19 protein-coding genes and 1 tRNA gene are annotated in these 19,898 nt (G+C 63.1%); 5 read left to right on the top strand and 15 right to left on the bottom strand.

Going from position 1 to position 19,898, the window contains the following annotated elements:
- The first annotated feature begins 124 nt into the window (after nucleotides 1-124).
- Nucleotides 125-634: a nuclear transport factor 2 family protein gene (locus tag EYV96_RS13165; RefSeq protein ID WP_205746166.1), complete on the top strand. Its 510-nt coding sequence runs from the start codon at nucleotides 125-127 to the stop codon at nucleotides 632-634.
- A 24-nt stretch (nucleotides 635-658) separates the two neighbouring features.
- Here EYV96_RS13165 and EYV96_RS13160 read toward each other — a convergent pair whose 3' ends face one another.
- The 6 genes from EYV96_RS13160 to rplM all read right to left on the bottom strand — a co-directional run bounded on the left by EYV96_RS13160 (nucleotide 659) and on the right by rplM (nucleotide 5,301).
- Complete coding sequence (locus EYV96_RS13160) at nucleotides 659-1,195, bottom strand: hypothetical protein (RefSeq protein WP_131411390.1); 537 nt, start codon at nucleotides 1,193-1,195, stop codon at nucleotides 659-661.
- Between the two features lie 63 nt (nucleotides 1,196-1,258).
- The gene (locus EYV96_RS13155; protein ID WP_131151997.1) at nucleotides 1,259-1,978 is read right to left on the bottom strand and encodes a hypothetical protein; all 720 of its coding nucleotides are present in this window, start codon (nucleotides 1,976-1,978) and stop codon (nucleotides 1,259-1,261) included.
- Between the two features lie 57 nt (nucleotides 1,979-2,035).
- Nucleotides 2,036-4,048 (bottom strand): serine hydrolase domain-containing protein, encoded by a 2,013-nt coding sequence (locus EYV96_RS13150; RefSeq protein ID WP_165488677.1) that lies wholly within the window; start codon nucleotides 4,046-4,048, stop codon nucleotides 2,036-2,038.
- A 291-nt stretch (nucleotides 4,049-4,339) separates the two neighbouring features.
- Nucleotides 4,340-4,413: transfer RNA gene (locus EYV96_RS13145), tRNA-Gln, on the bottom strand.
- Nucleotides 4,414-4,470: 57 nt separating this feature from the next.
- Complete coding sequence (gene rpsI / locus EYV96_RS13140) at nucleotides 4,471-4,863, bottom strand: 30S ribosomal protein S9 (protein WP_131151995.1); 393 nt, start codon at nucleotides 4,861-4,863, stop codon at nucleotides 4,471-4,473.
- A 9-nt stretch (nucleotides 4,864-4,872) separates the two neighbouring features.
- Entirely contained in the window at nucleotides 4,873-5,301 is a 429-nt protein-coding gene (gene rplM, locus EYV96_RS13135) for a 50S ribosomal protein L13 (RefSeq protein WP_131151994.1), read from the bottom strand.
- A gap of 162 nt (nucleotides 5,302-5,463) precedes the next feature.
- Here rplM and EYV96_RS13130 point away from each other — a divergent pair, with 162 nt between their 5' ends.
- Nucleotides 5,464-6,642 (top strand): (Fe-S)-binding protein, encoded by a 1,179-nt coding sequence (locus EYV96_RS13130; RefSeq protein ID WP_240732535.1) that lies wholly within the window; start codon nucleotides 5,464-5,466, stop codon nucleotides 6,640-6,642.
- Nucleotides 6,639-7,280 carry a 2-polyprenyl-3-methyl-6-methoxy-1,4-benzoquinone monooxygenase gene (gene coq7, locus EYV96_RS13125; protein ID WP_131151992.1) on the top strand — a complete coding sequence of 214 codons (642 nt, stop codon included), beginning with the start codon at nucleotides 6,639-6,641 and terminating at the stop codon, nucleotides 7,278-7,280. Before EYV96_RS13130 ends, coq7 begins: the two co-directional genes overlap by 4 nt.
- A gap of 14 nt (nucleotides 7,281-7,294) precedes the next feature.
- On the opposite strand, the gene EYV96_RS13120 is transcribed toward coq7, so the two are convergent.
- Nucleotides 7,295-7,621, bottom strand: coding sequence for a low molecular weight protein tyrosine phosphatase family protein (locus tag EYV96_RS13120; RefSeq protein ID WP_131151991.1), 327 nt, complete (start codon nucleotides 7,619-7,621; stop codon nucleotides 7,295-7,297).
- Between the two features lie 38 nt (nucleotides 7,622-7,659).
- Nucleotides 7,660-8,445 (bottom strand): adenosylmethionine decarboxylase, encoded by a 786-nt coding sequence (gene speD / locus EYV96_RS13115; RefSeq protein WP_026633844.1) that lies wholly within the window; start codon nucleotides 8,443-8,445, stop codon nucleotides 7,660-7,662.
- A gap of 272 nt (nucleotides 8,446-8,717) precedes the next feature.
- Here speD and crp point away from each other — a divergent pair, with 272 nt between their 5' ends.
- Complete coding sequence (crp, locus tag EYV96_RS13110) at nucleotides 8,718-9,419, top strand: cAMP-activated global transcriptional regulator CRP (RefSeq protein WP_205746179.1); 702 nt, start codon at nucleotides 8,718-8,720, stop codon at nucleotides 9,417-9,419.
- Nucleotides 9,420-9,479: 60 nt separating this feature from the next.
- Here crp and EYV96_RS13105 read toward each other — a convergent pair whose 3' ends face one another.
- On the bottom strand, nucleotides 9,480-10,445 hold the full coding sequence (locus tag EYV96_RS13105) for a bifunctional helix-turn-helix transcriptional regulator/GNAT family N-acetyltransferase (RefSeq protein WP_131151989.1): 966 nt from the start codon (nucleotides 10,443-10,445) through the stop codon (nucleotides 9,480-9,482).
- A 176-nt stretch (nucleotides 10,446-10,621) separates the two neighbouring features.
- Here EYV96_RS13105 and EYV96_RS13100 point away from each other — a divergent pair, with 176 nt between their 5' ends.
- Complete coding sequence (locus tag EYV96_RS13100) at nucleotides 10,622-11,338, top strand: sulfite exporter TauE/SafE family protein (protein ID WP_425478738.1); 717 nt, start codon at nucleotides 10,622-10,624, stop codon at nucleotides 11,336-11,338.
- 5 nt (nucleotides 11,339-11,343) lie between these two features.
- On the opposite strand, the gene EYV96_RS13095 is transcribed toward EYV96_RS13100, so the two are convergent.
- The 6 genes from EYV96_RS13095 to EYV96_RS13070 form a co-directional block, all read right to left on the bottom strand.
- A complete protein-coding gene (locus tag EYV96_RS13095) occupies nucleotides 11,344-12,048 on the bottom strand; it encodes a haloacid dehalogenase-like hydrolase (protein WP_131151987.1) in 705 nt (234 codons plus the stop codon).
- Nucleotides 12,049-12,051: 3 nt separating this feature from the next.
- Nucleotides 12,052-12,846: an indole-3-glycerol phosphate synthase TrpC gene (gene trpC / locus EYV96_RS13090; RefSeq protein ID WP_131151986.1), complete on the bottom strand. Its 795-nt coding sequence runs from the start codon at nucleotides 12,844-12,846 to the stop codon at nucleotides 12,052-12,054.
- 68 nt (nucleotides 12,847-12,914) lie between these two features.
- Nucleotides 12,915-13,949 carry an anthranilate phosphoribosyltransferase gene (gene trpD / locus EYV96_RS13085; protein WP_205746178.1) on the bottom strand — a complete coding sequence of 345 codons (1,035 nt, stop codon included), beginning with the start codon at nucleotides 13,947-13,949 and terminating at the stop codon, nucleotides 12,915-12,917.
- A 17-nt stretch (nucleotides 13,950-13,966) separates the two neighbouring features.
- The gene (locus EYV96_RS13080) at nucleotides 13,967-14,563 is read right to left on the bottom strand and encodes an anthranilate synthase component II (RefSeq protein ID WP_131151984.1); all 597 of its coding nucleotides are present in this window, start codon (nucleotides 14,561-14,563) and stop codon (nucleotides 13,967-13,969) included.
- A 166-nt stretch (nucleotides 14,564-14,729) separates the two neighbouring features.
- The gene (locus tag EYV96_RS13075; RefSeq protein WP_131151983.1) at nucleotides 14,730-15,536 is read right to left on the bottom strand and encodes a hypothetical protein; all 807 of its coding nucleotides are present in this window, start codon (nucleotides 15,534-15,536) and stop codon (nucleotides 14,730-14,732) included.
- Entirely contained in the window at nucleotides 15,537-19,679 is a 4,143-nt protein-coding gene (locus tag EYV96_RS13070; RefSeq protein WP_131151982.1) for a dermonecrotic toxin domain-containing protein, read from the bottom strand. It abuts the gene before it with no gap.
- Between the last annotated feature and the right edge of the window lie 219 nt (nucleotides 19,680-19,898).

The raw sequence follows: 19,898 nt of genomic DNA, 5'->3' as shown, positions 1-19,898 counted from the left end.
TCAGGCGCCTTTTTTGCTGCTAGCCACCCCTGACGCAAGTCATGGCCACGTCCCCGGGAAATTCCGCTACCTTGTCTTTGCCAGGTTTGGCCGTCCAAACGAACACACCACAGGGGCCGCACGCATGACGCATCGACTCGCTCGCATGATGTTCGCCGCACTCGCATGCTGTGCCAGCCTCGGAGCTGCGGCGTCAGACGATGACACCGATCCGGAGCTGACCCGCACCATCGCGGGGCTCGACCAGAAGGTCTTCGACGCCTACAACCGCTGCGACCTGGACACGTTCACCACGTTCTTCGCTCCCGATGTCGAGTTCTATCACGACAAAGGCGGCGCCACTTTCGACCGCCAGTCCGTCGTCGACAACACGCGCAAGTACATTTGCCACAAGGTGAAGCGCGAGCTACTGACGGCCACGCTGAAGGTCTACCCCATCAAGGATTACGGCGCGATCGAGGAAGGAGAGCACCGCTTCTGCGAGCTGGCCACCGGCAAGTGCGAAGGCAGCGCGAAGTTCCTGATGATCTGGCGCCTCAAGGATGGGCAGTGGCAGATGACCCGGGTGGTGAGCTTTGGGCATCGAGCGCTGACACCGGCTGAGATTGCGGCGATGGATAAAGCCACGCACTGAGCGATTTCCAGCGCGGCGCATCCGTTATTCGGAACACGGCGCCAGCGCCTGACCTTCGACCACTTTGAACTCGACCGGCTCGTAATCGAACATACGGTAGCCTGTTTCATGCAGCAGGCTTCGGAAGTCGTAGGAAGGCGTGGCGCCTACGATGATGCCTACGATGCCGACCTTGTCCCGGTAGTGAAACAGGTAGTTGGGCGACTCATCGAAAACCATCCAGACGTGATCGTGAAGCGCCGAGATGACTTTCGAGTGAAAGCGGAGCCGGTTGCGCCAGCCCTCATCGCCTGCATCTGTACACTTGCGCACATACGCAAATGCAAATCCGTGACCGTCGGTAAGGCACCATTGATAGGCATCACTGCAATCGCGCAATACCGTTGAAGTCTTCCCGGGACCGCGACTGAATCTTGCGGCACCGTCAAAGACTAATGTCTGGCCCATCGAATTGCGGTAAGCGACCCTCTCTGCCACAGGGGCCTCTGTCGCCTTGAGCAAAGCCGGTGAACAAAGCGCGGCGGCAATAAACAGGCCGAAAGTTGCCCGCATCATTTGCATCCTCGCGAGATTCCGCAGTTGTACTGTGCCTTGACGGACTCGATAGACCGGCCACATGGCGCCTTACTTTTTCGGCACCAGCTCGCCCGTCACCTTGCCATGCTCATCCAGCATCTGAAGCGACGGCGAGCCATCCGGCGCGACCTTCATGACGATGCGCGGGTGTCCTGCCTCGTCGCTCATCGACAGGGCCACGCTATTGTCCGGGTCGCGCCCCAGCACCATGCGCGTGGCGGGCTTGCCGTGCTCCTGCTGGTACGCGGCCCACCTGGCCTTCTGTTGATCCTTCGACAGGTCCTTGATGGAGGCCATGAACTGGATGTCTTGCAGGATGGAGTAATCCGGGTAATCGGTGAACACCAGCGACGACGAGCGCTTGTTGCCGACCTGGTGCGAGGATAGCGCCATGGTCTGGTCCTGCTCGTATGCATCGAAGGACAGATGGCCATGCGACTCCTTGCTGCCGTCTGCATTCTTCTCGCCGCCAAAGATGAGGCCGCCGTTCTCCGTGCCTTCGTCGTTGAAGAAGATCATGCCCGCCGCCTTGCGATCCGGATGCGGGTATTCCTTGCCCTTGATGATGATGCCCGGGGCCTTGCCCGCGCTGTTGATGACCAGGCGCAAGGTGCCATCAGCTTCGCGCAGGTTGATGCGTTGAACGTCGATCTCTTCGAATGTCGCTTTCTGGGGCGACTTCACGAAGCCGGACAGCACGGTCACGGCAAACACGGCGGTAAGCACGCCCGAATACAGGACGAGAAAGCGCTGGCTGTTGAACTTCATCGATGAATCCTTGCTGGCGACCAAGCGCACAGACTAAACCTTGCGCACGCGCTCCGCTCAACTGGCCTCCGTGAAGACGTACTCATGCTGCGCATCGCGGATGGTCAGCGTGCGCTTGCCGTCCTTGTTGCCCATCACGAGCTCCGGCCACCAGCCCGGCGAGGTGACGACGAGCAGCGAACCACCGTCCGGTGTCGAACGCGATGCGATCGGCGCCTGCCAAGCGCCGAAATTGAACCGGGTATTTCCACCGCTCCTCTCGACGCGAATGTCGCCGAGCAGATCGTTGTGATAGTGGCTCGCGAGTTTCGAAACCACGGCCGGATCGGCCGGAAGCGTGATCGAGCGGCGCGCGCTTGCGACGCGCGTCTCAATGGATTTGGCCGCAAAGGTCACCATGCCCTGCGCCTCTGGCTTGCCATCGAACAGCAGCTCCAGGAGGCGGCGCGGCACGGCGTCCATCAGGATGTCGCCCGAATCGGCATTGGTGAGAATCACCGCGCCGACGTTGTATTCCGGCAACCACATGATGTTGCTGCGGTAGCCGCGCATGCGCCCGCCATGGAACACCATGCGCACGCCCGTGCGCGCATCGGTTTCCAGCCCCATGCCGTACCAGGAGTCGCGTCGGGTTTTTACCTGGGGCGCCGTACGCGCTTCGAGCACCGACTTCTGAATGTAGCGGGAGCCGTCCGGCAGGACACCACCTGCCGCTTCCATGCCGACGTACTTCAGCAGATCGTTGACGTTGCTCCAGGCGCCTCCAGCGGGACGGATCGCATGGATGACTTCGTTCTGCGCCATATTCACCGGCACCTGCTGCGCTTCCTGATTGAGGGCGTAGGGGTGCGCATAGTTGCCACGCGTCGCGCGTGCGAAGTCGAAGGTGGTACGCGTCATGCCGAGCGGTTTGAACACGCGCGTCGCCATGGCCTGGTCGTAGCCTGCGCCGATTTCCAGATCGGGATACGCCGCATGACCTCCCACGAGGCCGGCTGCTGCGGCAATGGGGTTGGAATACTGGTAGGTCTCGCCGAATTTGCTGGTCGGCTGCATGCGACTGAGGATCGACAGCGCGAGCGTCGCAGGGGCACCCGGCGGGCTGAGCAGCCATTCGAGGTCGTGGCGTGGCAGGCCGGTGCAGGCGCAAAGCAGATGCTTGATCTGCACCTTCTTCGTCGTATCCGCGTCACCCAGACGAAAATCCGGCAAGACCTGGGTGACCGGTTCATCCCAACGAATCACCTTCTCATCGACGAGCTTGCCCAGCATCAGCGTCGTGAGCGACTTGGTGTTGGAGGCAATCAGATAGAGCGAGTCGGCGTCGACCTTTTCAGGCTTACCCAGTTCGCGAACGCCGAAGCCTTCGGCCATGAGCACCTTGCCGTTCTGCACCACACCGATCGAAACACCGGGGATGTTCAGTGTCTTTTGCGAGTCGCGGATGAAAGCGCGTAACGCATCGAGCCGGGCCGCGTCGAGCGGGTGGGCGGTGCGTCCGGCGAAACTTTCGCGAACGAAATTTGGCGGAAGGGCTTCTTCGCGAAGCAAGGCCAGATCGGCTTCCCGCTTGCCCGCCACGTCGTTGGATACATCGATCAACCGGACAACCCACAGATCACCACGATGCATGGCCTGGGCGGTCACGCTGCGCTTTTCGTCGGGCGAGGTTTCGTACACGTAATTCTGCTGGTTGTCCCAACCGTCAGCGTCCTGAAGTGGCGTCGTGCTCCTGAGCTTGCGATCGGCCTGCGGCAAAAAATGTTGCCAGGTCGCCGCGACAGCGGTATCCGCCGACGTTTGCTTCGTCTCGTAGACGTAAACGCGGGATCCACCTTCCGGCGACTCAAGCGTGACCGCCGAAGCTTCTTCCGAGGCAATCGACCAGCCGGCCGGCACGATGAGCTGGGTTCCGGCCCCCAGCTTGTAGGGCGAATCGGCAGCTACGCGTTTCGCGGCTGATGCATTGACGCGATCTTCCGGCGCCTGGACAGAAGCCAGCACGGGTGCAGATGCCACAAGCGCGAACAGGAACGCGGGCAGGGAAAGACGAAAGGCTCGGCGATGCACGGACTTCTCCTCAGACACGGGGGCGGGGAGCGTGACAACGACAGCAAAGGTGACGGGCCGGCGCTGGCCAAGTTGGGGAATGCTGGAGCCGGCGGCGTGCCGCATGTTTTTGCGACACTCGCGGATTTGAGGGGAGCCCGGCGACGGCGGACAGTGCCGAAAGTGGGGGGATCGAGGTAACCCTGTTTCCACCCGGGCGCTTCCGCAGCCAAGTCACTTTTCGGACAAACCGAGGTGCCGGCATAAGGCGCGCAAAACAAAAAGCCCGCCATAAAGGCGGGCTTTCTGTTTTGGCTGGGAGACTAGGATTCGAACCTAGATAAACGGAGTCAGAGTCCGTTGTCCTACCGTTAGACGATCTCCCATTAGCCGGGACAATCCGGAGCGCTCTGACCTCTTGGCCCTGGATTGGTGAAGCGCGATTAGCGCTTCGAGAACTGCGTAGCGCGACGGGCCTTGTGGAGACCGACCTTCTTACGCTCGACTTCGCGAGCGTCGCGGGTCACGAAGCCAGCCTTGCGGAGCTGGGTCTTCAGGCTTTCGTCGTACTCGACCAGCGCGCGGGCGATGCCCAGGCGGATCGCGCCGGCCTGGCCGGTGATGCCACCGCCAGCGACCGTGACCATGATGTCGAACTTGTCGGTCGCTTCGATCAACTCAAGCGGCTGACGCACGATCATGCGCGAGGTCTCACGACCGAAGAACTGGTCGAGGGTCTTGCCGTTGACGGTGATGTCGCCCTTGCCCTTGCGCAGGAACACGCGAGCGGCGGAGGTCTTGCGGCGGCCGGTGCCGTAATTCTGCTGGATCGCCATGATGATTCCTTAGATTTCCAGCGCCTGCGGCTGCTGTGCGGTATGCGGATGCTCGGAGCCACCGTACACCTTAAGCTTGCGGTACATGGCGCGACCCAGCGGGTTCTTCGGCAGCATGCCCTTCACGGCGATTTCAATCACGCGCTCGGGATGCGAAGCCAGCATGTCCTTCAGACTCGTGGTCTTCAGGTTGCCGACGTAGCCGGTAAAACGGTGGTACATCTTGTCGTCCAGCTTGGCACCGGTGACAGCCACCTTCTCCGCATTGACCACGACGATGTAATCGCCGGTATCAACGTGCGGGGTGAATTCCGGCTTGTGCTTGCCGCGCAGACGGCGGGCGATCTCGGTCGACAGACGACCGAGCGTCTTGTCGGTGGCGTCGATCACGAACCAGTCGCGCTTGACGCTTTCAGGCTTGGCGCTGAACGTTTTCATTTCGGAATACCTAGTCTGCCGCCACAAGGACGGTAAGCATAATCGGTGATGCAAAGGCGCGAGATGATAGCGGAGCTTTCATCTATCGCGCAAGCCCTACCGACCGGTGGGCTGCGAGCTGGCGATGATAGCATGAAGTCCATGTCAGATGAAAAGCCCCCCATGCGCATCGCCGAGCTGGCCGATCAATGCGTGCAGTGCGGATTATGCCTGCCGGTGTGCCCCACCTACGCGCTGGACGCCAATGAAGTGGAGTCGCCCCGGGGCCGCATCGCGCTCGCCGCGGCCCTCGCGCGGGGCCAGGTGGAGGCCAGCGCGGATCTTCGAATCCATCTGGATCACTGCCTGGGCTGCCTCAACTGTCAGAAGGTCTGCCCCGCGCACGTGAAATATGACGATCTGCTGGTGCAGACCCGGGCCCTTCTGGGAGCGGCCCCGGAGCGCCCGACGCAGCTGCTCGAGATCATCAAGCGCCCGGCTCAATGGACGCGCTGGCGACGGATCGGCCAGTGGACAGCATTTGACGCATGGAAAGGGGCAGTCGCGCCGATACTGGCCAGGCCGAGTCTGCGCAACGCCCTCGCGGTTTGGCCGAAGTGGCCCCTGCCCGCACGGCACCAAGGCGTCGCAGGCACTGTGAGCGCAGACGACGATGTCGTCGCCCTCTTTCCCGGCTGTATCGCCAGTGTGGAAGACCGTGATGCGCAGGCCGCCGCCACAACACTATTGAGTGCAGCCGGCTACCGGGTCGTCGAACTTCCGGCATTCTGCTGTGGCGCCATGGATCTCCATGACGGCGCCACGAGCGAGGCCGACCGGGCCGCAGCGCAGGTTCGCGCCGCCTGGCAGCAGGCAAACGCCCGGTACCTTGTGTCCGTGACACCCGGCTGCATCGGCACGCTGCGCCACGCGCTTCCCGAAGCCCAGGTGGTCGACCCACTCACGCTTCTCGCCGATCGCATCGACCGGCTGGACTTCCGGCCGCTGGAAGAACGCGTGGCGCTCCATATCCCCTGCACCCAATACAACGTGACCCGCAGCGACGGCGCCTTGCTTGCACTCCTGCGCAAGATTCCCGGCCTCGACGTACAGGCCCTGCCCCGCCCGCCCCACTGCTGCGGTGCCGCCGGCAGCCACATGCTGACCTTCCCCGAACGCGCCGCCACCTTGCGTGACCAGACGCTGCGTCAGGTCGCCGCGTTGGCAGCGGATCGTGTCTTGTCGTCCAATATCGGTTGCCGCATGCATCTGGCCTCCGGCATGGATGCGGACGCCGCGCGGAAGACGCAACACCCGCTGGTTATGCTCGCCCAACAATTGATCGCACCGAGGTCGCCATGAACGTTCGCTCGCTTTCTCCCCTGGACCGCCTGCTGGCCGGTGTCGAGCGCGCCCTGGAAACCGTGGCCGGCGCACCGGAAGCGGCACGCCCCTCGCCCGCGCTCGCTGTCGAAGAAGCCGAGCTGGATGATGCCGAGCGTCGCCACGCCGCCGGCCTGATGCGCATCAACCACACCGGCGAAGTCTGCGCCCAGGCGCTTTATGACGGCCAGGCCGCCCTCGCCCGCAGCGAGGAGAATCGCCAGCACCTCCAGCACGCCGCCGCCGAGGAAACCGATCACCTTGCGTGGTGCGCCGATCGCCTGAAGGAACTGGATAGCCGACCCAGCCTGCTCAATCCGCTGTGGTATGCCGGCAGCTATGCCATCGGTGCGCTGGCCGCCCTCGCTGGCGACCCGGTCAGCCTTGGCTTCGTAGTGGAAACCGAAAACCAGGTGGAAGCGCATCTTGCCGAGCACATGGACACATTGCCGCCGCAGGACGACCGCTCCCGCGCCGTGCTTCAACAGATGCAGGACGATGAGATTCGCCACGCGCACAACGCCCGCGAACGCGGCGGCATCGACCTGCCCTTCCCGATTCCCTCGGTGATGCACCTCACCTCGAAGCTGATGAAGACGGTCGCCTACCGGATTTGATCAGGTCGTCCCGATCAGCGCGCCAGCAGCGGCGCGCATTTCTTCTCAAGCAGCGACACCAGCTCCGGCTGCATGTAGTCGTAGCGATCGGGAATATCGAGACAGACGATGCGCTTGCCCTGAATGGCGCCGGCAAATCGCTGCGTGAGCTTGTTCCGGTGTTGCCGCTCCATCACGACGATCAGGTTGGCCCACGCGAGCATGTCTGCATCCAGCGGGGTCTCGGCATCCGGCGCCAGGCCGGCGGAAGCCGTTTCCACGCCCGGCCTGCCTGCGAAGATCGCCTCGGCAGTGGGACTACGCAGGCGATTACGACTGCAGAGGAAAAGAATGTGCTGCATGGCCCAAAGAAAAACCCGCCTTTCGGCGGGTTTTTCAGTTACATCAGGTTGCGACCGTGGAAGAGCTCTTCGATCTCGCGGCGCAGCAGCGACTCGATGCGCTGGCGCTCCTTGAACGAGAGGTCGTCCGCGTGGGCTTCGAACAGGTACGTATCCAGGTCGAAGTCCTTGATGTGCATCTTCGTGTGGAACATGTTTTCCTGGTACACGTTGACGTCGAACATCTCGTACTTCTGACGGATGTGCTTGGCCAGGTAGTCCTGCACGGAGTTGATCTTGTGATCGATGAAGTGCTTCTTGCCCTTCACATCGCGGGTGAAACCACGCACGCGGTAGTCGGCGATGACGATGTCCGACTCAAAGCTGTCGATCAGGTAGTTCAGGGCCTTCAGCGGCGAAATGACGCCGCAGGTAGCGACATCGATGTCCGCGCGGAAGGTCGCAATGCCGTTGTGCGGATGCGTTTCCGGGTAGGTGTGGACGGTGATGTGGCTCTTGTCCATGTGCGCGACCACGGCACCGGAAATGGTGTCGCGACCAAGCTTTTCGACCACCGGCTCCTCGGAAATGAGGATGGTGACCGACGCGCCCTGCGGATCGTAATCCTGGCGGGCGATGTTCAGGATGTTGGCGCCGATGATCTCCGCCACATCCGTGAGGATCTGGGTCAGGCGATCGGCGTCGTATTGCTCATCGATGTACTCGATGTAGCGCTGGCGCTGCTCTTCGGACACCGCATAGCAGATGTCGTAGATATTAAAGCTCAGAGCTTTGGTAAGGTTGTTGAAGCCCTGCAGGCGCAGGCGCGGGAGTGGTTTCACCACAGCGACTCTCCAGGCCGTTGTTCGGCCAAAAGCAGAGGCGGGTTAGCGACAAGGGTCCCCGCTGGCATAGTACGACGCGAAATAGGAAGCTTCCGCGACCCTTGTTACCGGCTCGCGACAGGCTGTCGCGACCGAAAGATCGTGAAGTATGCGGCAAAAAAAGGAAAAACTGAACCTTGGCAGGGCCAGTTCCTTTGCCATAATGCCGTGGGGACTGAATGAGACCTGCCGCCCGTCGCCCTGGGCGACGGCGAGACACCATTTTGCTGGGACTGACCGTGGCGCAACTCAAATACCAACTCCAACAAGCTTTTGAACGCTCCCAGGCTCCGGCGAACTTCGCGCCAGACCCGGCTTCCATGGAGCGATTCCTGGCCCTGTGCCACCGTCGGCGCTACCCGGGTAAAACTGCCATCATCCGCCCGGGCGACCCGGCGAACACGCTTTACTACATCGTGGATGGCTCCCTGGCGGTCTGCACGGAAGACGAACAGGGTCGCGAACTGATCCTCGCCTACCTCAGCCGCGGCCAGTTCATCGGCGAAATGGGGCTGTTCGTGGAGCAGGCCCAGCGCGAATCCATGGTGCGCACCCGCACGCCGTGCGAAATGGCCGAGATCAGCTACGAGCGCCTCTTCCACCTGATGGAAGGCCCGCTGCGTGAGGAATGCCCGAAGATCCTCTTCGCGATCGGCTCGCAGCTCACGCATCGCCTGCTGCGCACCTCGCGTCAGGTCAGCCGCATGGCCTTCATGGACGTCACCAACCGCATCTCGCGCACGCTGCTGGACCTGTGCCAGGAGCCCGATGCCATGACCCACCCGGAAGGGACGCAGATCCGCATCTCGCGCCAGGAAGTCAGCCGCATCGTGGGTTGCTCGCGCGAAATGGTGGGCCGCGTACTCAAGCAGCTCGAGGAGCAGGGCATGATCGACGTGGCCGGCAAGACCATCGTGGTGCGCGGCACTCGCTGATATCCGCCCGCGAAGTACGCACGCCAAACCCGGCTTCGGCCGGGTTTGTCGCATCTGGCGTCAGGCCGCCCTGACTGCGTCGGGCTGGTAAATCATGTACACGTCCGCGCGCGCGTAATGCGAGCCTGGCCGGATCGCGGGCTGGAACACGAAGCCGGCCTTTTCGTACATGTTGAGCGCCGTCTTCAGGCGGCTGTTCGACTCAAGGAACAGCGTCGTCCCACCGCGGCGGTGGTATTCAGCGATGGCCGCATCAAGCAACTTTCGCCCCACGCCAAGGCCCTGGAACAGTTCGTCCACGCACATCTTGGACAGCTCGTACACCCCGGGGGACTCACGCAGCAGCGCTACCGTCCCGACCACCTCACCGCCTTTGCGCGCGAAGAACACCGCGCCTCCGGGCTCGATCACGTAGCGTCCGGGGTTGCCGAGCATCTCCCGGTCGATGTCCTCGATCTGGAAGTACTTCTGCAGCCAGTGCGCGTTGAGGCGATAGAAGTCCGGCGCCAGTTCCGGCTGGTAGGCCACGATCTCGACCGGCGCTTCATTGAGCTGCGCATACTCGGCCAGGATGGCTGGCACGATCGGACGCTCGGCCAGCGCCTTCTCGCAGGCGGCCAGCGTAGCCAGCAAGCGCGTGCCTTCCTCACCCAGGGACGCCACGACGCCGCGGCGGATCGCGCTCCAGATGGGCCCCAGCGTACCGAGCGCCTTCACCGCCTTGTCCGTCAGCGCCAGCACGCTGCGGCGGCCGTCGTCCGGATCGCGCAGCCGGCGCACCATGTCCTGCTTCTCAAGCTTGTCAGCCAGCTGGCTCACGGCCGAATGGGTCTGGCCAATGGCTGCGGCGACGTCTCCCACTGCGCTGGGGCCGCTCTCCCACAGATAGCGAAGCACGGGGAACCAGCGCGATTCGATATCGGCACCGCAGGCGCGGTAGACCTCGTCAGCGGCCAGGTAGAAGTGATCGCTCAGCGCCTTGAGGCGGCTGCCGAAGGCCAGTTCGGAAAGGGAGGACAGGTACATGGGGACGTCCGTGATTTGTGTAAGTGCTTACGTAAACACTTTCTTAAATGCGACGCAAGTGGCTTCGGGCCCACGCGCCGCCGCCCCTAACATGCCCTTTACCCCCAAAGGCCTAGCTTCGCCTTCCGTTTGAAGGGAAGCAGTGCATGGAGTGGTCCGAGTTTTTCACCTTCGCCATGGTCGGCCTGCTGGCCCAACTGGTCGATGGCGCCCTGGGCATGGCCTACGGGCTGGTTTCCAACTCCATCCTGCTCGCCATCGGCCTTCCCCCCGCCGTGGCCAGCGCCACCGTGCACACTGCAGAGGTCGTGACCACAGGCGCCTCCGGCGCGTCACATGCGTGGTTTGGCAACGTCCGCTGGAAACTGTTCTGGCGCCTCGCCATCCCCGGCGCCATCGGTGGCGTGCTGGGCGCCACGGTGCTTGCGCGCATCCCGGGTGAGGTGATCCGGCCCTACGTCAATGCCTACCTGCTCATCCTCGGCGTCATGGTGCTACTGCGCGCCTTCGGCCGACGCCTGACGCGGCATCAAGTCCACCACCCCGGCGTGCTGGGCTTCGTCGCCGGTCTGCTCGACGCCATCGGCGGCGGGGGCTGGGGCCCGCTCGCGACCAGCACGCTCATCGCTCGCGGTGGGGCCGTGCGCGGCACCATCGGCTCCGTCAATGCCGCCGAATTCGTGGTCACGATCTGCGTCTCCGCCACCCTGATCGCACACATCGGCATCGATCACTGGACGATCGTCCTGGGTCTCCTGACCGGCGGCGTCGTGGCCGCACCCTTCGCGGCGTGGCTGGTGAAGCATCTGCCGGAAAAAGTGGTGATGCTGGCGGTGGGGCTGCTGATTTCGGGGATCAGCGTGTTTCAGCTGATCAGGACGCTGATCAGCTAAGGCCGTTAGTACCAGTCGACGCGACTTACCGTCCGGCCCAGCGCACGCTCAATCTTCTTACACAACTTGGGTGTGCCGTTGACCAGCACGGCCTCCGCTGCCGGCTTGAGCATCGGGATATCGGCGAAAGAATCGCTGTAAGCCAGGTGCCATTCCTTGATACCCGCCGCATGCAGTTTCTGCACCTTGCGACGGCCTATGTTGTGCAGCTTCACGCGCATGCCGAGCAGGCCCGGACGGAACTCCGAGGCCAGCACTTCCACGTCGGGCAGGCCCAGCTCGGTGAGGATGGAAGTCACCACATGCAGCTCGCAGCCCGTCACAACGACGACGCGATCACCCTCCGCCTGGTGGCGGCGCAACGCCTGCAAGGCATCGCGGTGAAACTGGTTGGGACGACGCACCAGATTCGCGCCGAACGCGCGTGCCGTCGCGGCGTAGCGCTTGTCACTGAAGCCAAGCAACGCCACGTGCACCAGCGTACGCACCGGAATGCGCCAGGAAATCGGCCAGGTGAGCAGCATCCACGGCAAGGCCGGAAGCAACAGGAGCCGGCGGAAAAATGTGCCCGCGTAACGCTCGCGCACGAACACGCTGAATGCGTCGCCGCGAAAAATCACGCCATCGAAATCGAACAACACCGTACGCGGACCGCACGGTGTCGCGCCGACCTCAGTCGACGCCTCCATTGAATCGTCCCCTGTACTCATGGCTTACGTCGTGGCGAACAACTTATGCAGCTCGGCACCCGGATCAGCGGCACGCATGAACGCTTCGCCGACGAGGAAGGCATTGATGCCGGCATCGCGCAGTCGCTCGACGTCCTCGGGAGTGTGGATACCCGATTCACTCACCAGGATGCGGTCGTACTCCATCAGGCTCTGCAGCTCGATGGACGTGTCCAGTGTGGTTTCGAACGTGCGCAGGTTGCGGTTGTTCACGCCCACCAGCGGCACCGGTAGCGCAAGCGCGCGCTCCAGTTCTTCTGCGTCATGCACTTCGCACAGCACGTCCAGATCGAGGTCGGCGGCCAGCAGTGACAGCTCCAGCAACGTCGCATCGCCCAGGGCCGCGACGATCAGCAGGATGCAATCGGCGCCAATCGCGCGCGCCTCGTACACCTGGTAAGGGTCGATCACGAAATCCTTGCGCAGCACGGGCAATGAACAGGCTTCGCGCGCCTGGCGCAGGAAGTCCTCGCTGCCATGGAAGAAGTCCTTGTCGGTGAGCACGGACAGGCACGCGGCACCGGCCTTCTCGTAGCTGCGCGCGATGTCGGCCGGATGGAAATCCGGGCGAATGATGCCCTTGCTCGGACTAGCCTTTTTCACCTCGGCGATCACGGCCGGAAGGCCCGCGTCGATCTTCGCCTCGATGGCGGCCGCGAAGCCGCGGGTCTCCGGCATGTCGGCCACGCGAGCCGAAAGCTCCGACAGCGGCAGGCGGATGCTGCGCTCGGCGATTTCCTCGGTCTTGCGGGCCAGGATGCGTTGCAGGATGTCGGTCATGTTTTGAATCCAGTGGGCGCACCGTGCGCCTAAGTTATACCGTCAGTGCTGCCCTGCGGGCACCGGCTTCAGTTTTCCGCCAGGCGGCGGGTCGCCGCCACGAATGCGTCCATTTTTGCACGAGCCGCGCCGCTGGCAATGGTGTTTCGCGCCAGCTCGATACCCTCGGCAATGGAAGAGACGACATCGGCGGTGTACAGGGCAGCGCCCGCGTTCAGGCAAACGATATCGTGCGGCACGCCGCGACGGCCTTCCAGCGCTTCCATGAGCATGGCGCGGGACTCCCCGGCATTCTCCACGCGCAGGTTGCGACTGGAGGCCATGGACAGGCCGAAATCCTCCGGCTCCACTTCATATTCACGCACTTCGCCGTTGCGCAGCTCGCCCACCAGGGTGGCCGCCCCCAGCGAAATCTCGTCCATGCCATCGCGTCCCCACACCACCATGGCGTGCTTGGCGCCAAGCTGCTGAAGCACACGGACCTGGATGCCGACGAGATCCGGATGGAATACGCCCATGAGGATGTTCGGCGCGCCCGCCGGGTTGGTCAGCGGGCCAAGGATGTTGAACAGCGTGCGCACGCCCATTTCCTTGCGCACGGGCGCAACAACCTTCATCGCCGGATGATGGTTGGGCGCGAACATGAAGCCGATATCCGTATCAACCATGCACTGCGCCACCTGCGCCGGCTGCAAGTCGATCACGGCACCGAGTGCCTCCAGCACGTCGGCGCTGCCCGACTTCGACGACACGCTGCGGCCGCCATGCTTGGCGATACGCGCTCCGCCGGCAGCCGCGACAAACATCGATGCCGTGGAAATATTGAAGCTCGACGCGCCGTCACCACCGGTGCCGACGATGTCCAGGAAATGCGCGTGGTGCGGCGCATCCACCTTGGCCGACAGCTCGCGCATCACGCGCGCCGCGCCGGTGATCTCGCCCACGGTTTCCTTCTTCACGCGCAGGCCGGTGATGATCGCCGCCGTCATCAGCGGGCTGACTTCGCCGCGCATGATCTGACGCATCAGTTCGATCATTTCATCGTGAAAGATTTCGCGATGTTCGATCGTTCGCTGCAGCGCTTCCTGCGGCGTGATCGTGATGTTGCGACCCTGCGCGCTCATGCCGCCAGCTTCAGTGGCTGGCCAAGGAAGTTGCGCAGCAGGTCATGGCCATGCTGCGTCAGGATCGACTCGGGATGGAACTGCACGCCTTCGATCGGAAGCGTCTTATGGCGCAGGCCCATGATCTCGTCGATGGAGCCATCGGCGTTCTCCGTCCACGCCGTCACTTCCAGGCAATCCGGCAGGGAACCCTGCTCCACCACCAGCGAGTGATAACGCGTCGCCTCGAAAGGATCCGGCAAGCCAGCGAACACGCCCTGCCCGCGATGGCGCACCGGCGACGTCTTGCCGTGCATGATCTGCTTGGCACGAATGACCTTGCCGCCGAACGCCTGCCCGATCGCCTGGTGGCCCAGGCATACGCCGAACACCGGGATTTCCCCGGCCAGCTCGGTCAGCACCTGCAGGGAAACGCCGGCATCGTTGGGCGTGCCCGGCCCCGGCGAGATCATGATGTGCGAGGGCCGCAGCGCCCGAATACCCGCCAGATCCAGCGCATCGTTGCGCACCACCTTCACGTCCTGACCCAGCTCACCCAGGTACTGGACGAGGTTGAACGTGAAGGAGTCGTAGTTGTCGATCATCAGCAGCATGGGGACGTCCGCAGGCTTGCGGCCGCTGGCCGCAGGGGGTGGGGACCCCAGTATAGCCGGCCAAATGCGGGATGTCGGGCAGCCGCTGATGCGGATCGGGCTGGCACGCACCTTCGTGCCGACCCGGACCAGGCTTGCACCCGATCCGGGCGAAAGCCCCATCCGCTTAGCGTCCCATGCGCATCTCTGAGCTAAACAGCAGCCAACCAAGTCCCGCTGCCTTGCACTGACCCACCCAGGAAGGTGCCACGCCCCTCGCGCGCGGCGGCGCTGCCTGATGATGCCCAGGCTGCGACGCAACCCAATGCCGAACCGCTGACGGCGCAACGCCCTCCAGCCAGCGACGACGCGCGTGGCCACCACCCTGCACTTTCAGCATGCCGTAGAGCCAGTGAATGAGCCTCGGACGCAGGTGCATCGAACATTGCTGCCTCGGGTTACGCGCCTCCGGTGGGATGGCATAGCGCTCGAGGTCGTCCAGTGCACGTACGGTGTCTGCACCCCACTCCAGACCCGTCAACGATGTCATCAAGGCCGACAGCGTCATGCGACTGAAAAGGTCGGATTTGATGTCGCCTTCCACGTACTTCGCCACGAACTCTTCCAGCAACGCCGCTTCATTGTCTTTGCTGGCACACAAGTCACCCCACAGGGACTTCAGCTCTGCGCTGACATCCGCGCCACGGGATGACGATGCCGCGCCTTCATGCCCAGCGCTTCGGAAAGCCGGCTGTCTGGGCGGCAAGGCAACGGTCGTTGAGGTATTGCCGACATGAGAAGGCTTTCCATCTTCCGAAGATGTGGCGGAAGCATCCGCCCGAACGAACCCGGAGCGTAAAGGGCCGAATAGCTCTTGTGTCGCGTTGATCAAAATGACTGTACCTCGTGTGAAAGTGACTGGCTGAGCGACGACGGCCTCAACAACGACGCCGGCACCGGGCCATCCAAAGATGTCGTGGCAGATGTGCTGCACCTAGCCCAAAACTTCGTAACCCGCCGCGCGGAACTGCATGATGATCGGAATGCGAAGGAACCCAGGAAGCACATTGGAGCCGGGCCGATCGCCTGCCTCTCCGAGGCATTGCCCCAGGCTGCAAGGCTGATGACGCGGATTGAGCGACCAGGAGGTGAACTTCAATCGCACCACGCGCTGGGCTGACAGGTAGCCACTGAATCCCCCGAAGTTTTCCAGCGGCTGCCCCATCATCTTGGCAAGCACCTGGTGACCCGGTGTATCGCGCAATTCGCCATCGATGCGACCAATCACATGAAATTCCGAAATCGGCATGGGCACGGGGTTCGCACTGGGCCCAACGTGATACACCATGCCATCGGGTAATCGACGCTCGACCAACACACCCGGTTTGCCCATCACATAGGAAGGCGCTATATCGATGCGCCTGGTGTGGACATTGATCACGCCAACAAAGTGGCGTTCCCTCTCCATCATCCGGAGATTGCCCAGCGCTTCCGTCGACAGCTGGCCCACCCTGCTTTCGCCGATGAATTCGTCGGGAACCGGTCCGAGGTACTCGCGCCAACGGCCGTCGACATACTGAAGATACGAGTGGCTTCGCACTTCGCCCGATCGACTTTGATTGAGGATTTCGATGACGCCGTCCTGCTCAGGCAGTCGGACGCTGAAGAAGTCTCCGCCATCCTCGCTACCTGCCCGCACATACGTGCGGGCACCGATTGAATAGAAGCGCGCCTCAGGTTGCCGAATCGATGCGCGGTTGAGCTTGACCAGAACGCGGTGCGCTCGAACGCGCATATGCATCACGTGCGGCGACAGCTCCGGCGACCATAGATGGGCCGCTCCAGCCAGCCGCCAATCGCCGTAGACGCGGTGGATCGCCACATTCGACGGGCTCGCATCGCGCGGATACTCGACATCCGCTGCACGCCCCTCGTCGTGGACGATTCGCCAGATGGCGTCACCCGCCTCACTCGCTTCCGCATCCCTCAGTACGCGATAGGAGTGACCGCCCATGATGACAAAGTTGCCTCCCTTCCAACGATGGATGCCGTCGGCCTCTGCCACCGAGGCGGCGATAGCGTTCCGCATGCGAAACGTCCGAAGTTGTTCGGCAGTGGGCACCGGATCGAATAGTTCCACCGGCGTTGTCGCATCGAGGCGAATTCGAGGCACGTGCGCCGCGATGCGGCGCTGAAGTGCCGAGGCGTCATTGATCGGCAAACCCAGGGCACCACGCGCGCCATCGTCCATCCCCTGCAGCATCACCGAGGCAAGACTATGCTGCCGTCGCATCGGATCGACCCGATCGTTTCCCGGCATCTGCGCCTGGTAGGTATAGGAGCCACCGCGTTCAGAGTGCCGCACGATCGTGATACCGGGCTCCGCCTGGGCGTTACCCCACGCCCGCAGCAGTCGTCCTTGAGCGTCGCGGACGGCCACACTCAGGTCGGCGGGATACCCGGGAAGCTGCCGCACCGTTTCGATAAAGAGCGCCTCGGCCCGGAGTGTCATGCCAAGGCCATCCACCGATTGAATGGCCATCCACGCCAGCGCTTCCCGACGCTCAGCACTGACGGCATCCAGCCAGGCAATCACCTCAGGCGACAAGGCGCCCGAGGGATGTTCCGGCCAACGCTTGACCAGCTCAACCAGAACCTCTTCCCGCAATTCCGGATGGCGTCGACGGGCTTCAACTCGCGCTTCCGGATAGCCTCCGATGAATGGCCCGTAGTCAACAGGCCTCAGGTCGCCTTCGCCCAGAGGCACCTCCTTGCGGCGCCGCGCGCGATGATGCAAGGCCGCCAGCACATTGCCCCGGTTGGCGGGATCGGTAAACCACTGCGCAGTTTGATGTCGCAGCCACGCCGCGCTTTGCGTGCGCGACATATGGGTTGGCCACGTGATCGCCCGATGCACCGCCACCTTTTCCCGCGCACGGATCACGCTCTGGAAGAGCGAGTCCTCCGGCTCGACGGAAGGGCCGAGCATGTCAGCGTAGGCGCGGTATCGCCAGGGTCCTTCACGAACCACCCTGACCACTGGCAAAAAGTCGCCCCGCCGGTCCCAGCCAAAGGGCAGGAACTGGATCGGCGAGTCGTCACTGTGACGATCGACCACATGCAACTCGCACTCGGCCATATCAGCCAGTCGCGCCATGACAACGTATTCGGCGCGCGGCTCCAGCGCCCCGTAGTGCGATGACGCCAGGCGCGTGCCCAGGGAGCGTGCAAGGAGGCGATCCGCGGCCGATATGACCGCCTCGGCGAGGCCTGCCGGCGCCATCCGCTCACCCCTCCAGACGGCTTCCAACGTTGCGCGGGATGTGCCGCTGGCAGAAACCACATGTTCGAGATCCGCGTCGGTCAGATCCCGCAGCTCCGGATGCAACATGCGACGCAAAAGACGAGCCTCGCTCAATCCCGCAGCGTCATCGACATGCAGCCGCCAAAACCCATCACCACCGCGCCGAAGCAGCGGCGCGATGCCGCCAAGCGACGCATGGACAAGCCGGTACTGCCCCTGCTCGTCCATCACCTTGGCATAGCGGACCTGGCCATCCGATGCGAGGACCATGGCGCGCACGTCTCGCCCCGTCCTCCACAGACCTTCACCCAGCGGCGTGCTACCGGCAGGCAATATCGATTCGCTATAGCGCGCCAGATCGTTCTCGGCCCACACCACCAGCCGACCATTGGCGCCTCGACCGACATGCAGTCCCACCGGCAGGCTCCTGCGAAACCCCAGGCGACCCAAATAAGCCGTCCCTTTGGACGCCACGACAAAGTCGACGAGATCAGTGACGCTCTGCACGACGTCCTGCCACTTCGACAACGTTGCATCGTAAGTGAGCTGCCGGAGGTTCCACGCCATCGCCCCCATGAAGATGTAGTTGCGTCCAGGAAAGACCACGTTACCCGGCACCGAGAGCGTCAGAATGCTCAGCACTTCCTTGCCCAAAGCGCCAAGAATCTGCTGCGAACGCTCCCAGGTTGCCATTCCGTTGCTCTTGAACGCATGACGGGCGTCATCGCGCAATCGCTTGGCTCTCGCACTGGCAAGAAATTCGAGTAGCGGCACGGGTTCGTCAGGCGGCGATCGAATCGTGACACTGACCTGCTTCAACGCATTGTCGCGACCGAGCCAGTCATAGAGCACCTTGGCGAGCGGATTGAGTCCGGCTTCGTTCACCGGCTGCCTTTTTACGGCGCTCATCACCGCCTGCCGGTCTTGCTCGGAAAGCAGATCCAGCATCCAGTTGGCGCGCCCGGCGCGAAGGTCGTTCCTCAACGCATCCGTGATGGTTTGTGCAAGTTCATCACCACCAGCACTCAGCTGCAGCTCGCCATCCTGGCACCCCGGAAGGTAGACGAACTGACGAAGCAGGCCATGCTCATCGACGATGTCGAAGAGGCAGCCGGGGATGTCGAATTCATCACCACCCAGATGCACGACTACCTGACGCCAGATGGGATGAGCGCCCTCGCCCGCACTTGATGAAAGCACCTGGCGGGTAATCAGCGCGACGTCGCGCAGCGTGATCGCCTCGCTGCGCTGCGCTTCGAGCAACGCAAGTTCGAACTGATCCCTGACCTCCTGTCGAAATACCGGCCAAAGGCCTTCCTCACGACGTCGCCCGCCCAACTGACGCTCGACCCAGCCATCCAACAAGCCACCCGGATCGAACTCGCGAACGGCGTCAACCACGGCTCGCAGATCAAGCAAGGAACCGCGCGCGCCGGTCGGGTCACCATTGATCCAGGATTGCGAGAAAAAGAGCTCGGCGGTCCCGCCCCTCAATGGCAAGGTCGCATCAACGCCGTGCCGGATGAAATCGGCGAGGCTGACGGTGGCGACACCCGAAGGCTTGGTTGGCACTCCCATGCCCACGAAGAAATGCGTGATCCCGCTGGACTTGGCGGCCTCTCCCGGTAGACGGGTATGGACCCAGTAACCGCCCAGCGAGCTGATCTTCAAATGAGCGCAAAGCATGGTTTCAATGCGCTTTAACTCAGGCCCCAAAGGATCGGGTAACGCGGGCCTTCGCGCCAGGGCGAGATACCGTTGCCGCTCCACGGGTTCGAGGGATCCGAAATACTCATCGACCTGCTGCTCCGCCAGTTCGATCCAGAGCAACACCTCCGATTGCTGCTTCGTGATTAGTCGCTCGGCGCCGGCATGCGGCACCTGCCTTGCGCCAGCCGGTGCCGCGCGATCAAGCCGATCGTCAACCCGCGGTAGGGACGACGTGCTGTGCAGGGGCCCAACGTCACCCTGGGGAGCCCGCTCGTTCGATAGGGCTCGCCGGCCGCGGTCAGGCAGACCCGACGAACGTGCGCGGAACGATCCGATGGCCGC

Source organism: Dyella terrae, from assembly GCF_004322705.1.
Classification (GTDB): Bacteria; Pseudomonadota; Gammaproteobacteria; order Xanthomonadales; family Rhodanobacteraceae; genus Dyella_D; species Dyella_D terrae.
This window is presented reverse-complemented; position numbering and strand designations above follow the sequence as displayed.

Coding starts and splice junctions, on each gene's coding strand:
- EYV96_RS13165 (WP_205746166.1), top strand. CDS start 125: ATGACGCATCGACTCGCTCGCATGATGTTCGCCGCACTCGCATGCTGT.
- EYV96_RS13160 (WP_131411390.1), bottom strand. CDS start 1,195: ATGCAAATGATGCGGGCAACTTTCGGCCTGTTTATTGCCGCCGCGCTT.
- EYV96_RS13155 (WP_131151997.1), bottom strand. CDS start 1,978: ATGAAGTTCAACAGCCAGCGCTTTCTCGTCCTGTATTCGGGCGTGCTT.
- rpsI (WP_131151995.1), bottom strand. CDS start 4,863: ATGGCGATCCAGCAGAATTACGGCACCGGCCGCCGCAAGACCTCCGCC.
- rplM (WP_131151994.1), bottom strand. CDS start 5,301: ATGAAAACGTTCAGCGCCAAGCCTGAAAGCGTCAAGCGCGACTGGTTC.
- EYV96_RS13130 (WP_240732535.1), top strand. CDS start 5,464: ATGCGCATCGCCGAGCTGGCCGATCAATGCGTGCAGTGCGGATTATGC.
- coq7 (WP_131151992.1), top strand. CDS start 6,639: ATGAACGTTCGCTCGCTTTCTCCCCTGGACCGCCTGCTGGCCGGTGTC.
- EYV96_RS13120 (WP_131151991.1), bottom strand. CDS start 7,621: ATGCAGCACATTCTTTTCCTCTGCAGTCGTAATCGCCTGCGTAGTCCC.
- EYV96_RS13105 (WP_131151989.1), bottom strand. CDS start 10,445: ATGTACCTGTCCTCCCTTTCCGAACTGGCCTTCGGCAGCCGCCTCAAG.
- EYV96_RS13100 (WP_425478738.1), top strand. CDS start 10,622: ATGGTCGGCCTGCTGGCCCAACTGGTCGATGGCGCCCTGGGCATGGCC.
- EYV96_RS13095 (WP_131151987.1), bottom strand. CDS start 12,048: ATGAGTACAGGGGACGATTCAATGGAGGCGTCGACTGAGGTCGGCGCG.
- trpC (WP_131151986.1), bottom strand. CDS start 12,846: ATGACCGACATCCTGCAACGCATCCTGGCCCGCAAGACCGAGGAAATC.
- EYV96_RS13080 (WP_131151984.1), bottom strand. CDS start 14,563: ATGCTGCTGATGATCGACAACTACGACTCCTTCACGTTCAACCTCGTC.